The 13,458-nt window shown below is 72.0% G+C and carries 14 protein-coding genes; 9 read left to right on the top strand and 5 right to left on the bottom strand.

Annotation, left to right across the window (positions count from 1 at the left end; genetic code table 11):
- Positions 1-90: 90 nt before the first annotated feature.
- Genes ACZ42A_RS05460 through ACZ42A_RS05445 form a run of 4 tightly spaced genes read left to right on the top strand, consistent with a single transcriptional unit; the run spans position 91 to position 3,870 of the window.
- Positions 91-1,017 (top strand): SDR family NAD(P)-dependent oxidoreductase, encoded by a 927-nt coding sequence (locus ACZ42A_RS05460; protein ID WP_468525800.1) that lies wholly within the window; start codon positions 91-93, stop codon positions 1,015-1,017.
- On the top strand, positions 1,017-1,892 hold the full coding sequence (locus ACZ42A_RS05455; RefSeq protein WP_468525799.1) for an amidohydrolase family protein: 876 nt from the start codon (positions 1,017-1,019) through the stop codon (positions 1,890-1,892). Before ACZ42A_RS05460 ends, ACZ42A_RS05455 begins: the two co-directional genes overlap by 1 nt.
- 11 nt (positions 1,893-1,903) lie before the next feature.
- Entirely contained in the window at positions 1,904-3,406 is a 1,503-nt protein-coding gene (locus ACZ42A_RS05450; RefSeq protein ID WP_468525798.1) for an acyl-CoA synthetase, read from the top strand.
- An 8-nt stretch (positions 3,407-3,414) separates the two neighbouring features.
- On the top strand, positions 3,415-3,870 hold the full coding sequence (locus tag ACZ42A_RS05445) for a MaoC family dehydratase (RefSeq protein ID WP_468525797.1): 456 nt from the start codon (positions 3,415-3,417) through the stop codon (positions 3,868-3,870).
- Positions 3,871-3,874: 4 nt separating this feature from the next.
- Here ACZ42A_RS05445 and ACZ42A_RS05440 read toward each other — a convergent pair whose 3' ends face one another.
- Both ACZ42A_RS05440 and ACZ42A_RS05435 read right to left on the bottom strand, forming a co-directional pair.
- Positions 3,875-4,705 (bottom strand): PaaX family transcriptional regulator, encoded by an 831-nt coding sequence (locus ACZ42A_RS05440; protein ID WP_468525796.1) that lies wholly within the window; start codon positions 4,703-4,705, stop codon positions 3,875-3,877.
- Positions 4,706-4,730: 25 nt separating this feature from the next.
- Positions 4,731-5,582 carry a hypothetical protein gene (locus tag ACZ42A_RS05435; protein ID WP_468525795.1) on the bottom strand — a complete coding sequence of 284 codons (852 nt, stop codon included), beginning with the start codon at positions 5,580-5,582 and terminating at the stop codon, positions 4,731-4,733.
- Between the two features lie 152 nt (positions 5,583-5,734).
- Here ACZ42A_RS05435 and ACZ42A_RS05430 point away from each other — a divergent pair, with 152 nt between their 5' ends.
- Both ACZ42A_RS05430 and ACZ42A_RS05425 read left to right on the top strand, forming a co-directional pair.
- The gene (locus ACZ42A_RS05430) at positions 5,735-7,075 is read left to right on the top strand and encodes a 6-phospho-beta-glucosidase (protein ID WP_468525794.1); all 1,341 of its coding nucleotides are present in this window, start codon (positions 5,735-5,737) and stop codon (positions 7,073-7,075) included.
- Between the two features lie 178 nt (positions 7,076-7,253).
- Positions 7,254-8,123, top strand: a complete 870-nt coding sequence (locus tag ACZ42A_RS05425; protein ID WP_468525793.1) for a sulfotransferase family protein — start codon at positions 7,254-7,256, stop codon at positions 8,121-8,123.
- Between the two features lie 63 nt (positions 8,124-8,186).
- On the opposite strand, the gene ACZ42A_RS05420 is transcribed toward ACZ42A_RS05425, so the two are convergent.
- A complete protein-coding gene (locus ACZ42A_RS05420) occupies positions 8,187-9,269 on the bottom strand; it encodes an ATP-grasp domain-containing protein (protein WP_468525792.1) in 1,083 nt (360 codons plus the stop codon).
- 369 nt (positions 9,270-9,638) lie between these two features.
- Here ACZ42A_RS05420 and ACZ42A_RS05415 point away from each other — a divergent pair, with 369 nt between their 5' ends.
- Together ACZ42A_RS05415 and ACZ42A_RS05410 are read left to right on the top strand one after the other, a co-directional pair.
- The gene (locus tag ACZ42A_RS05415; RefSeq protein WP_468525791.1) at positions 9,639-10,490 is read left to right on the top strand and encodes a metallophosphoesterase family protein; all 852 of its coding nucleotides are present in this window, start codon (positions 9,639-9,641) and stop codon (positions 10,488-10,490) included.
- A 5-nt stretch (positions 10,491-10,495) separates the two neighbouring features.
- Positions 10,496-11,176 (top strand): 4'-phosphopantetheinyl transferase family protein, encoded by a 681-nt coding sequence (locus ACZ42A_RS05410; RefSeq protein ID WP_468525790.1) that lies wholly within the window; start codon positions 10,496-10,498, stop codon positions 11,174-11,176.
- 68 nt (positions 11,177-11,244) lie between these two features.
- Here ACZ42A_RS05410 and ACZ42A_RS05405 read toward each other — a convergent pair whose 3' ends face one another.
- Positions 11,245-11,481 (bottom strand): hypothetical protein, encoded by a 237-nt coding sequence (locus tag ACZ42A_RS05405; RefSeq protein ID WP_468525789.1) that lies wholly within the window; start codon positions 11,479-11,481, stop codon positions 11,245-11,247.
- A 268-nt stretch (positions 11,482-11,749) separates the two neighbouring features.
- Positions 11,750-12,409 carry a helix-turn-helix domain-containing protein gene (locus tag ACZ42A_RS05400; protein WP_468525788.1) on the bottom strand — a complete coding sequence of 220 codons (660 nt, stop codon included), beginning with the start codon at positions 12,407-12,409 and terminating at the stop codon, positions 11,750-11,752.
- A gap of 223 nt (positions 12,410-12,632) precedes the next feature.
- Here ACZ42A_RS05400 and ACZ42A_RS05395 point away from each other — a divergent pair, with 223 nt between their 5' ends.
- Positions 12,633-13,304: an MmyB family transcriptional regulator gene (locus ACZ42A_RS05395; protein ID WP_468525787.1), complete on the top strand. Its 672-nt coding sequence runs from the start codon at positions 12,633-12,635 to the stop codon at positions 13,302-13,304.
- Positions 13,305-13,458 lie beyond the last annotated feature (154 nt).

The following is a 13,458-nucleotide window of genomic DNA, read 5'->3' as shown; positions in this document are numbered from 1 at the left end:
CACCGTGCCGGTCGGTAACAACTATTGACGACAACAATTATTGCTCTTAGCTTCGATCTCGAACCGCACCCCATGTGAAGGGACCCACGCGTGCCCAGCATCGATCTGACCGGCAAGGTCGCCGTCGTCACCGGCGGCGGGCGGGGCCTCGGCCTCGCCTACGCTCACGCCCTCGCGGCCCACGGAGCCCGGGTGGTGGTCAACGACGTCGACGAGGCCGTGGCCGAACAGGCCGCCAAGTCCGTGAACGAGGCCGGCGGCACCGCCGTCGCCGAGGCGGTCCCGGTCGGGACGGCCGAGGCCGCCGACCGGCTGGTGGGCCGCGCGGTCGAGGAGTTCGGCCGGCTCGACGTCCTGGTCACCAACGCGGGCATCCTGCGCGACCGGGTGCTGTGGAAGATGACCGACGACGACTTCGACGCGGTGATCGCCACCCATCTGCGCGGCACGTTCACCTGCGCCCGCGCCGCCGCCGTACGGATGCGCGAGCAGGGCGAGGGCGGCACGCTGATCCTGGTCGGCTCCCCGGCCGGGCAGCGCGGCAACTTCGGCCAGACCAACTACGCCGCCGCCAAGGCCGGTATCGCCGCCATGGCCCGCACCTGGTCCATGGAGCTGGGCCGGGCGGGCATCACCGTCAACGCGATCGTGCCGGTCGCGGCGACCGCGATGACCGAGACCATCCCCGCCTTCGCCCCGTACGTCGAGGCGATGCGCGGCGGCGAGCCGCTGCCGGACGTCCTGCGCAAGGGCGAGGGCTTCGGCACCCCCGAGGACTGCGCGGCCCTGGTCCCCTTCCTCGCCTCCGAGCGGGCGCGCGGCATCACCGGCCAGTGCATCGGCATCGGCGGCGACAAGGTGGCGCTGTGGTCGCACCCACAGGAGATCAGGACGGCGTACGCCGACGGCGGCTGGACCCCGGACACGCTCGCCGACGTCTTCGCCGCCTCCGTCGGCGCGGATCTCCAGACGGTGGGCATCCCGGCCCCGAAGCTGCCGAAGCTCCCGGAGGCCTGATGGACATCGAGCAGCTGACCGCGATCGACGTCCACACCCACGCGGAGGTGTCCTCCCGGGGCCACTCCTCCCTGGACGACGACCTGCACGCCGCCTCCTCCGCCTATTTCAAGGTCGAGGGCGACCGGAAGCCCACCCTGGAGGAGACGGCCGCCTACTACCGCGAGCGGCACATGGCCGCCGTGATCTTCACGGTGGACGCCGAGTCGGCGACCGGCACGGCCCCCGTCCCCAACGAGGAGGTCGCCGAGGCCGCCGCCGCCAACGCCGACGTCCTCATTCCCTTCGCCTCCATCGACCCCTTCCGGGGGAAGGCGGGTGTGCGGCAGGCCCGCCGGCTGGTCGAGGAGTACGGGGTGCGCGGCTTCAAGTTCCACCCGAGCATCCAGGGCTTCTTTCCCGACGACCGCTCGGTGGCGTACGGCCTCTACGAGGTGATCGAGGAGACCGGGACGATCGCCCTGTTCCACACGGGCCAGACCGGCATCGGGGCCGGCGTGCCGGGCGGCGGGGGCATCCGGCTCAAGTACTCCAATCCGCTGCACGTCGACGACGTCGCCGCCGACTTCCCGCATCTGAAGATCATCCTGGCGCACCCGTCGTTCCCCTGGCAGGACGAGGCGCTGGCCGTCGCCACGCACAAGCCGGGCGTGCACATCGACCTGTCCGGCTGGTCGCCGAAGTACTTCCCGCCGCAGCTGGTGCGGTACGCCAACTCGCTGCTGAAGGACAAGGTCCTGTTCGGCTCCGACTTCCCCGTCCTCACCCCGGACCGCTGGCTCGCCGACTTCGCCGAGCTGCCCATCAAGGACGAGGTCAGGCCCAGGATCCTCAAGGAGAACGCGGCCCGGCTGCTCGGGCTGGCCAAGGCGTAGGGGGTGTGGCGATGCGCAACGAGGGAGTGGGGTCGTGGCCCGCGCGCCGGGCACGGAAGACCCCCTACCGTACGGCCCTGGTCCACGGTGAGCAGTCGACCGACTACCGCACCCTGCATACACGCACCACACGCCTCGCCCACGCCCTGCGCACCCGGGGCATCCGGCGCGGCGACCGGATCGCCTACCTCGGCCCCAATCACCCCTCCTTCCTGGAGACACTGTTCGCGGCGGGCACGCTCGGCGCGGTCTTCGTCCCGCTCAACACCCGGCTGGCCGCACCGGAGATCGCCTACCAGCTCGCCGACTCCGGCGCGAAGGTCCTGGTGCACGCGCCGGGCCACGCCGGACTGGTCGCCGGGCTGCCGGGCGGCACGGACGGGCGGACGTACCTCGAAGTCGGCGCCGACTACGAGAAGGCGCTCGCCGCCGCGCCGGACGAGCCGATCGACGAGCCGGTCACCGCCGACGACCTCTGCATCATCATGTACACCTCGGGCACGACCGGCCGCCCCAAGGGCGCCATGCTCACCCACGGCAACCTCGTCTGGAACGCCGTCAACGTCCTCGTCGACACCGATCTGACCGCCGACGAACGCGCCCTGGTCTCGGCCCCGCTGTTCCACACCGCCGGGCTGAACATGCTCACCCTGCCGGTGCTGCTGAAGGGCGGCACCTGCGTCCTCGCCGAGGCCTTCGACCCCGGTGGCACCTTCGACCTGGTCGAACGGCACCGGATCACCTTCATGTTCGGGGTGCCGACCATGTTCGACCAGGTGGCCCGGCATCCGCGCTGGGCGGACGCCGATCTGTCGTCCCTGCGGATCCTGATGTGCGGGGGCTCGCCCGTGCCCACCCCGCTGATCGCCGCCTACCAGGAGCGCGGCCTGACCTTCCTCCAGGGCTACGGCATGACCGAGGCCGCCCCCGGCGCTCTCTTCCTGGACGGCGAGCACGCGGTCGCCAAGGCGGGCTCGGCGGGCGTACCGCACTTCTTCAGCGACGTACGGGTGGTACGCCCCGACCTCACCCCGGCCGACGCGGGCGAGACGGGCGAGGTCCTGGTGCGCGGGCCGCACGTGATGCCCGGCTACTGGGGGCTCCCCGAGGAGACGGCCGCCGTCTTCGCGGACGGCTGGCTGCGCAGCGGGGACGCGGCCCGGGTCGACGACGACGGCTATGTGTACATCGTCGACCGCATCAAGGACATGATCATCTCGGGTGGGGAGAACGTCTACCCGGCCGAGATCGAGGATCTGCTCCTCGCCCACCCGGACATCACCGAGTGCGCGGTGATCGGCGTGCCCGACGCCACCTGGGGCGAGGTGCCGCGCGCGGTCGTCGTCCCGCGCGAGGGCGCCGCCCTCGACCCCGACGAGGTGCTGGCCTCCCTGGCCGGCCGCCTCGCCAAGTACAAGATCCCGAAGTCGGTGGTCCTCGCGGACGAACTCCCGCGCACCGCCTCCGGAAAACTCCTCAAGTCCCGTGTCCGCAACCGGTACGGCAACCCGTAAGGAACCGCATGAGCATCACCGTGAACGGCCTCGACGAACTGAAGAAGCTGGCGGGCAGCGACCTGGGCGCCAGTGAGTGGATCGAGGTCACCCAGGAGCGCATCGACACGTTCGCCGACGCGACCGGCGACCACCAGTGGATCCACGTGGACCCCGAGCGCGCCAAGGACGGCCCCTTCGGCGCCCCCATCGCCCACGGCTACCTCACCCTCTCCCTCTTCATCCCGCTGTTCACCGAGCTGCTGGACGTCCAGGGCGTCACCACGAAGGTCAACTACGGGCTGGACAAGGTGCGTTTCCCCGCGCCGGTCAAGGTCGGCTCCCGCATCCGGCTGACCGGCAAGCTGGCGTCGGTCGAGGACGTGCCCGGCGGGGTGCAGATCGCCGTCGACGGCACCCTCGAGATCGACGGCGGCGCCAAGCCGGCGGCGGTGCTGCGCAGCCTGTCCCGGTTCTACGCCTGAGCGTCTACGCCTGGGTGTCCCGCGCCGGCACGAGATCGAGGAGGCGTTCCGCCGCCGCGTCCGCGAGCGGGGCGAGACGGTCGTAGACCACCCGGAACGTCTTCTCGGCCGGCCCGGCCGGCCAGTCCTGCGGCAGATGCACCACCGGCAGCCGCGGATCGCGGCGGATGATGCGCAGCCACTCCGTCTGCAGCAGCAGCCGCAGCGCGAGCGCGTCGTCGGCGTCCGGCAGCCGGTTCTCCCAGGGCTGCCAGCGCTGTACGAACGCCGTGTAGCGCGCCGCGAGTTCCGACAGCTCCCAGGTCTCCTCGATCATCGCGCCGATGTCCGTCCCGGCGTCGGCATGCGCGCGGAACACCTTGACGTGCGCGGCGAGCCCCAGCTCGGCCACCAGCTCCGTCACGTCCACCTCGCCGGGAGCGATCCACAGCCCGTTGAACAGCGGGCCGAAACCGCTCCAGGTGAGCTTCGACCGCAGGTCGTGGCGCTGCCGCTGCCAGGACTCGGGCAGCGAGAAACCGAGCAGCGTCCAGGTGCCGTCCCACTGCCGGTTGACCGCGCCGGTCTGCCAGATCCGCCGCTCGCCGTCGCGCAGCACGGCCGCCGAGTGCTCGGTCAGGCCGAAGTACATCCGGCGTCCCTCGCGCTGGCGGCGCAGCAGACCGCGGCTCACCATCCGCGTCAGCGTCGAGCGGGTCGCCTGCTCGCCGACCCCGGCGCGGGCGAACACGTCGATGACGCTGCCCGAGTACACACAGACGTCCCGCCCGAGCACCTGGTCGCCCAGGAAGGTGAGCATCAGGGACTGGGGCCGCAGCGACTCTTCGGTGGTCACGCGGCCCACGGTACGCCCCCGGCGATCAGCCGGTGACCTCCCGGTACGCGTACACGGTGGTCGACACCACGCACACCCCGGGCTGGATCATCTGGACCCGCAGGGTGCCGCTGCCGGCGTCGTAGTCGACGCCTTCCGTCTCGTAGGTGTCACCCGTGCACGCGCTGCGCTGCGGCAGCGCGAACAGGCTCGTCACCGTGCCGGTGACGGGTCTGCCGTCCAGCGCGTGCGGGAGATCGACCTGGAGCAGCGGGCGTACCTCGGGGAAGTGGGTGCCGGTGGCGTCGTTGGAGGCGCACACCAGGCGGGTGTCGGTCAGGAAGTCGCAGCCCTGGATGTCGCGTACGGGCCGGTCCAGGGTGATCTGCCCGGCCTCCGCGAGCGTGCCGCCCGTGGCGGGGGTGCTCGGGTTGAGCAGCGGGGCGGGGAAGACCTGGAGCCGGTGCTGCTCGCCCCACTCGCCGGCGACCAGCCACCGCGCGTCGGGGGAGACGGCGGCGAAGGAGTTGTTCACCTGCTCGCCCTGGCTCAGCGGATGGACGTACTCGTAGCGCTTCCCGGTCGGCGTGGTCACCGCGAACATCTTCGACGTGGCCGTGTCCGCGCCCTGGTAGGCGTCGACGACGTGTCCGCGCGCGATGTCCGGGTCGCCGACGTGGTTCCAGCCCTTGAGCCGCAGGCTCAGCGGGATGTCGGCGAGCCCCCGGTACAGCAGGGAGCCATCCGCGTGGCTGGCGAGACCCTGTCCGCCGCCCAGGGTGTCGGTGTACGCCGTTCCGGTCTCCGTCCAGCGCGGCGCGCCCGCGGCGGAGGCGGTGCCCGCGGCGAGCGCGAGGGCGCCGGTCACGGCGGCGAGGGTGAGCAGATGACGCTTCATCAGACTCCTGTCCAAGCGTGGGAGATGGCGTTCGCATGGAACCACGTGACGGCGGGCGGGTCACGGTTCGCGGCGCGGGAGTACGCGGCGAGTACTGTGCACACCGTGCCGGACAGGTGATCACGGCGGACCTACGAGGAGGCGGGAGCGGCGTGAAGCTGACGATTCTGGGCGGCGGCGGATTCCGGGTGCCGCTGGTGTACGGGGCGCTGCTCGGGGACCGGGGCGAGGGGCGGGTGACAGAAGTCGTTCTGCAGGATCCCGACGCCGGTCGACTGTATGCGGTCTCCCGTGTACTGGCGGAACAGGCCGCCGACATCCCGGACGCCCCCATCGTCACCGCCACCACCGACCTCGACGAGGCCCTGCGCGGTGCCGACTTCGTCTTCTCCGCGATCCGCGTCGGCGGCCTGGAGGGACGCGCGAACGACGAGAAGGTCGCCCTGGCGGAAGGCGTGCTCGGCCAGGAGACGGTCGGTGCGGGAGGCATCGCCTACGGTCTGCGGACGGTCCCCGTCGCCCTGGACATCGCCGCCCGGATCGCCCGCCTCGCCCCCGACGCCTGGGTCATCAACTTCACCAACCCGGCCGGACTGGTCACCGAGGCCATGTCCCGCCGGCTCGGCGACCGCGTCATCGGCATCTGCGACTCGCCGGTCGGCCTCGGCCGCCGAATCGCCCGCGTCCTCGGGGTCGCGAACCCCGCCGAGGCGTGGATCGACTACGTCGGCCTCAACCACCTCGGCTGGGTGCGCGGTCTGCGCGTCGCGGGCCGCGACGAACTCCCGCGCCTGCTCGCCGACACCGCCCTGCTCGGCTCCTTCGAGGAGGGCAAGCTGTTCGGCGCCGACTGGCTCCGCTCCCTCGGCGCGATCCCCAACGAGTATCTGCACTACTACTACTTCAACCGCGAGACCGTCCGCGCCTACCAGGAGGCCGAGCGGACCCGCGGCGCCTTCCTCCGCGACCAGCAGGCCCGCTTCTACGCGGAGGCGGGCGACCCGGCCGTCTCCGCGCTGGCCGCCTGGGACCGCACCCGCGCCGAACGCGAGGCCACCTACATGGCCGAGAACCGCGAGACCGCCGGCGCCGGCGAACGCGACGCCGACGACCTCTCCGGCGGCTACGAGAAGGTCGCCCTCGCCCTGATGCGGGCCATCGCCCGCGACGAGCGCACCACCCTCATCCTCAACGTCCGCAACCGCGGCACCCTCGCCGTCCTGGACGCCGACGCCGTGATCGAGGTGCCCTGCCTGGTCGACGCCAACGGCGCACACCCGGTCGCCGTGGATCCGCTGCCCGGCCACGCCACCGGCCTGGTCTGCTCGGTCAAGGCGGTCGAGCGCGAGGTGCTGTCGGCCGCCGACTCCGGCTCCCGGGCGACGGCGGTCAAGGCGTTCGCGCTGCACCCGCTCGTCGACTCGGTGACCGTGGCCCGCCGGCTCGTCGACGGCTACACCGCCGTCCACCCCGGCCTCGCGTATCTCACGTAGCGCCAGGCGCGACGGTGGTTCCCATGAAGATTTAAGGAAGCGGTGAAAGCCCACGTCAGCGCGGCATTCCCGGCCGCCGTGAACCGGACTCGTTCCCTCCCGGACACCTGGAGTTCGCCCGTCCCCCCTGAGATGCGGGGCAACGCGAGAGAAAGGTGTCACCGTGCGAGACCCGCGTATGTCCGCCATCGGGAAGGGACTGAGGCGCCGCGGCAGGCTGATGGCCCAGGCGGTGAGCCCGCCGCGCCGCACCCTGGACGCCCTCCCGGCCCAGCCGCGGCGGCAGGAAGGCCAGGCCTACGTCGCCCCGCCCGCCCCGCGTCTGGTGGACTCGCCGGTCTTCGTGCTCTCCTCGGTCCGCTCCGGCTCCACCCTGCTCCGGGTGCTGCTCAACAGCCACAGCCGGATCCGCGCCCCGCACGAGATGCATCTGCGCACCGTCCACGTCCAGCTGGCCCGCGACTTCACCGCCGACGCCATGCGGGAGCTCCAGCTGGACCGGCAGGAGCTGGAGCACGTCCTGTGGGACCGCGTGCTGCACCTGGAGCTCACCCGCAGCGGCAAGGACATCATCGTCGACAAGACCCCGGCCAACACCCTCATCTGGCCCCGCCTGCACCGATGTTGGCCCAACGCCCGCTACGTCGTGCTGCTGCGCCACCCGGCCGCCGTCGTCGACTCCCTCACCCGCCGCCGCACCGACCCCGACCACGAGGCGATCCGCGCGGAGGTCCTCGAGTACAGCGAGAAGCTCGAGGAGGCGCGCACCCGCCTCGACGCCCACGTGCTCACCTACGAGTCCCTCACCACCGACCCGGAACGCACCACCCGCGCCCTCTGCGCCTACCTCGGCGTCCCCTGGGAACCCACGATGCTCGACTACGGCAGCCACGACCACGGCACGTTCCGCCCCCAGCTGGGCGACTGGAGCACCACCATCAGGTCGGGCCGCATCCAGCCGGCGAAGCAGCCCGAAGCGAAAACTCAACTTCCCGCGAAGCTAGGTGAGTTGGCACAGAGTTGGGGGTACGAGATCAACGCCGGATGAGCTATGGAAGGGGCGCGGGGAACTGCGCGCCCAGCCCCAACGAACCCGCACCCGGCAGACGACCTACAGCGGCAACATCTCAGCCGCCACACCGACGGAGTCAACCCGCTGCTGCGGCAGCGAGTACGCCCGCAACGGCCGAGGCCCCGCCACCACCGTGTAGTCCTGCCCGAGGAACGGCGGCGTGATCTCACCGGGATCCTCGCCGAGAGCCATCCGCACCGCGGCCCACGGCGCGTTCACCCCGCACAGCGACAACTGGTGCAACCCGCCGGCCGGCCGCGCGTTCACGTCCATCAGCACCGGCCGCTCACCGAACATCCGGAACTGGATGTTGGACAGATAGTGCAGCCCGAACCCCTCCGCGATCCGCCGCGCCGGCTCCAGCCACTGCTCGTGCAGCGTGAACCCGCGCCGGCGGCCGTTCTTGGTGCGGCCCACGGCCAGCCGCACCCGGTTGTCCGGTCCGGTGAGGCAGTCCACCGACACCTCCGGCTGCTCCAGCCGCGGCATCACCAGCCAGTCCACCGGCTCCTCGGCCTGCCGCACCGCCTCCACCACCAGGTCGAGCGGGACGTAAGGGGTCGGGAACCCGTTGAGGTGAAGGAGTGAGAAGGGGGCGCGCGTGACAACGCGGAAGCCCACCCCGCCCGCCCCGGAGGCCGGCTTGAAGCACGCCTTGTGCCCGGCCGCCTCCAACTCCTCGACAGCGGCGACGAGTTCGTCGGCGTCACGGACCCGCCACCACGGCGGCACCGGCACCCCGATGGCCTGTACGGCCTCGTAGGCGATCACCTTGTCCTGGAAGACGGCCACCGCCTCCGGCGGCGGCGCCAGCAGGGCCGTGCCGACCGCCTCGAACTCGGCGCGGTGCGCCACGATCGCCGCCTGGTGCAGCCGCGGCACGAACACGTCGATACCGCGCCGCGCGCACAGGTCGAGGGCGAACTCCACGTACGCCGCGGGAGACAGGCCTTCCGGCTCCAGATCCGCGGTGTCGGCGGCGGCCAGCACGGGAGAGTCCGGATCCCCGTGGGTCGCATGGATCTCGACGGCCCGGTCGCTGGGATTTCGGCGCAGCTGATCCATGAAGAACACGTTCTCCGCGTACGTGCGGTTGAGCCAGACGCGTACGCGAGAGACCATGCAGGCCGCCTTTCACGGTTCGCGGGCACGGCGGAGCGGGGCCGACCCGGCCAGGGGGATGAAGGGAGGGACACCAAACCGCCCCTGAGTGAAGGGGTTTCGTGGCGGTGGTGTTGGGGCGATCATACGGCTTCGCGGGCCCTGCGCGTGCAACGCGCGTGTTACGGATTATCCGATCATGCCCACGCGGATCGCAGGTTCCTGATACCCACCCGTTCCCGCCCGCTCCCGCCGTCCCGCGCGGTCCCCGCACCCAGGCGCACCCCCCTGTCTCACCCGTACGCCGCGCCGACGCCGCGGGTCGCCCTTGCCCGACGTGGCGCACATGTGTTCTCGTGGTGCCGTTCGCGTGATCCGAGGGGGCGACAGGTGACATCGACGGCCGGTGGTGCCGGGCAGCTGCTGGCCATCAGCGACCTGCACATCGGATACGAGGAGAACAGGGCGCTGGTCGAGAAGCTGCGCCCCGAGACCGACGACGACTGGCTCCTGGTCGCGGGCGACGTCGCGGAGAAGGTGTCCTCGATCGAGTGGGCGCTGGAAACCCTCGCCGGACGCTTCCGCAAGGTCGTCTGGGTGCCCGGCAACCACGAGCTGTGGACCCACCCCTCGGACCCCGTCACCCTGCGCGGCGTCGCCCGCTACGAGCACCTGGTCGAGATGTGCCGGCGGCTGGGCGTCGTCACCCCCGAGGACCCCTACCCCGTCTGGGAGGGCCCCGGCGGCCCGGTCGCCATCGCCCCGCTGTTCCTCCTCTACGACTACTCCTTTCTCCCCGCGGGCTGCGTGACCAAGGAGGAGGGGCTGGCGTACGCGCACAAGACCGGCATCGTGTGCACCGACGAGTACATGCTCCACCCCGACCCCTACCCGACCCGCGAGGACTGGTGCCGGGCCCGGGTCGCCGAGACCGAGGCCCGGCTCGCCGCGCTTCCCGAGGACCTGCCCACCGTCCTGGTCAACCACTGGCCGCTGGACCGGCATCCGACCGAGGTGCTCTGGCACCCGGAGTTCGCCATGTGGTGCGGCACCCGGCTGACCGCCGACTGGCACCGCCGCTTCCGGGTCGCGACCATGGTCTACGGCCATCTGCACATCCCGCGGACCACCGTGCACGAGGGCGTGCGCTTCGAAGAGGTCTCGGTGGGGTACCCCCGCGAGTGGCGCAAGCGCCCGCAGCCGCCGGGCCGGCCGCGCCGCATCCTTCCGACGGAGGCCTGAGCCCGGTGATCGAGGAACTGCTGCCCGACGCGGTGGTCGCGGTCGAGGCCCATGGAAGCGACGAGGCCGGTCAGGCCCCGCTGTTCCCCGAGGAGGAGCCGTTCGTGGCGCTGGCCGTGGCCAAACGGCGCCGCGAGTTCGCCACGGTGCGCGCCTGCGCCCGCCGGGCCATGGAGAAGCTGGGCGTGCCCCCGCAGGCGATCCTGCCCGGCGAACGGGGCGCGCCGCAGTGGCCCGACGGGCTGCTCGGCAGCATGACCCACTGCGACGGCTACTGCGCCGCCGCGCTGGTCCGCGCCGCCGACCTGGCGTCCCTCGGCATAGACGCCGAACCGCACGCGCCGCTGCCGGACGGTGTGCTGGAGGCCGTCGCCCTGCCCGCCGAGCGGGAGCGGCTGCGCCGGCTGGCCGCCGGTCTGCCCGAGCTGCACGGGGACCGCCTGCTGTTCAGCGCGAAGGAGTCCGTCTACAAGGCGTGGTTCCCGCTCACCGGGAAGTGGCTGGAGTTCTCCGAGGCGGACATCGACATCACCGTCGACCCCGACGACCGGGCACGCGGCGAGTTCCGCGCCGAACTCCTGGTCCCCGGACCGCTGCTGGGCAACCGCCGCGTCGGCCACTTCGAGGGCCGCTGGGCCGTCCATCAGGGCCTGGTCGCGACGGTGGTGACGGTGCCGCACGCCTGACCGGCGCGGCGGGGACGGCGACCCGGCGTCGCGGTGCCGCCGTCCTCCGTTCTCCCCGCGTCCGGGCGTCAGGAGTCCGGGCACCAGCTGTGCAGCAGCCGGAAGAACGCCTCCTCGTTGCCGCTCAGGCCCGCGTCCGCCAGCGCCTGCTCCGCCTCGGCGAGCACGGCGGGCGGCACGACCGGTGGTCCGGGCGCCCCGAGCGGGCCGGGCGCGGTGTCGAGGGCGGCCCGCACGGTCTGGAGCAGACGCAGATAGGCCTGGACGGCGGTGCGCTCGCGGTCGGTCAGTACGGCAGTGGGCATCGGTCGGCTCTCCCCGTCTGGGCGTCTCCCCGTGACGCGCCCGCACGGCGCGCCGCGCCCCGCGCGGTGCGGGACGTGTCTCCAGCTTGCCGTCCGCCACTGACAATGGGCCCTAGCGCCAACGCGGTTCGCCCGCTCAGCGGAGCCGAGACCCGGACGGAACGAGCCAGGAGAGCCTCTCCACGCTGGGCCGAACGGTCTACGTCCCGAGCACTCCGATGTTTGAGCGGCAGTGGTGACGCCGCGTCAGCTCCGGCTCACCCGCGGATCACGACTCGGGCCGCTTGACGCTCTCCAGGAGCATGTCGAGCCATTCGGCGACCTTGTCGCGGTGCTGGTCGGTGGGGAGTTGGGCGGCCCGCCAGGCGATCCCGCGCACGCCGTGGTCCTGCAGCAGCCGCTCCAGCGGGTCGTCGGCGGAGGCGGCCGCCGCCTGCCGTTCACGGTCGGCGAGCTTCTGGAGCAGTTCCTGCTCGGTGCGTTGCAGGGCGCCCGCCAGGGCCTCGGGGTCCTCGGCCGTCAGAAAGCCGGCGTGCACCCGGAAGAAGCGCTGGATGGCGTCACAGTGCTCCATGGTGGGGCGACGGTCGCCGTTGATGAGCGCCCCGGCCTGCTGCCGGGACATGCCGGCCCCGTCGGCGATCTCCTGCTGGGTGTACCGGCGGCCATTGGGCTTCAGCCGGGTGCGCCGCAGCAGGTCCAGCCGCTGCAGGAAACGCGCCTGCACATCGGGCTCGCCGGCGGGCCGGCCGCGCAGCAGCTCCTTGACCACCGGCTCGGGGACACCGCAGGCGACGGACAGCCGGGCGGTGTCGAAGACCTCGGCGTGCGGCACGCCGAGCCGGTCGGCGAGCGCGGTGACACGGGCGACCACGGCCGGCAGCACAGCCGTCGCCGTGGCGCCCGGAACCTCGTAGCCATCCGTCACCGACAGGTCTCCTACGTCTCTCACAGGCTTCTCACAACTGGTTGCCGTGAACTTCCCGGAGAGTAGCCGGTGGTTCGAACTCACATCCAGGTCTCGCCACAACTGTGGCCAATTTCAGCCGTCAACAGGCATGAAATGCCACGATAGTTGACACGCCTCGCGTCGGGGCCTCAGGATCAAGGCGCCGCGTGAAGGCCGCAGAGGCAAGAGGGGTGACCTCCCGATGGCGTATCAGGCAGGAGGGCAGCGGTCCGAGCTGCGGCCCGTACCCGAGTGTCCCGAGGCCCAGGCGTATCTGGAGGACTACGCCGCACTGATCCAGGCCGTTCCCCATCCCTCCGTCGTCGTCGACCAGGGGTGGGACGTCGTCCTGGCCAACAACGCGTTCGAGACACTTTTCCGGGGCGTGGGACCGCATCCCACGGCCATGCCGTGGGACAACTTCCTCAGGTTCGTCCTGTTCCACCCCGACGCGTGCACGGTCCTCGGCGAGCACGAGTCGCGCTGGTGCCTGCCGATGCTGGCGCACTTCGCCGCCGCCGTGGAGCGGTACGACCAGGACTCCCGGCTCCAGGCGATCCGCCGGGAGATCGCCCAGGACCCCATCATGGAGGCCGCCTACCGGCACGGCCTGCCGCACTGGATCCGCGCGGTCGGCGAGGAGGCCGTCGAGCACGACGGCGCGATCCGCCCGCTGCTCCACCCCGACCCGCGCTGGGGCGCCACCGACTGTCGCATCGTCGGCGAAACCCCCAAGACCCTGCAGAATCTGGGCTATACCCGGCTGACGCTGGTGCTGCGCGAGCCGCGCCGCGCCGCGTCCGCCCCGCGCCGGCGCGCCCGCGCCCGCCGCGCGGCGGGCCACCTCAGCGTGGTCCCCGCCCCCGAGGTCTGACCGGGCACCGTCGGCGTTCAGGTCGCCGACGGCGCCACGGTCGGACCGGGCTCTCCTTCTCGGCGTGGCCCGTCCCCTTCGCGTGGCCCGTCCCCTTCGGCGTGGCCGTCCCCTTCGGCGTGGCCCGTTCTCCGGTCCCGTTCCGGTCCGGCTG

Source organism: Streptomyces sp. NPDC030838, assembly GCF_055572035.1.
This window is presented reverse-complemented; position numbering and strand designations above follow the sequence as displayed.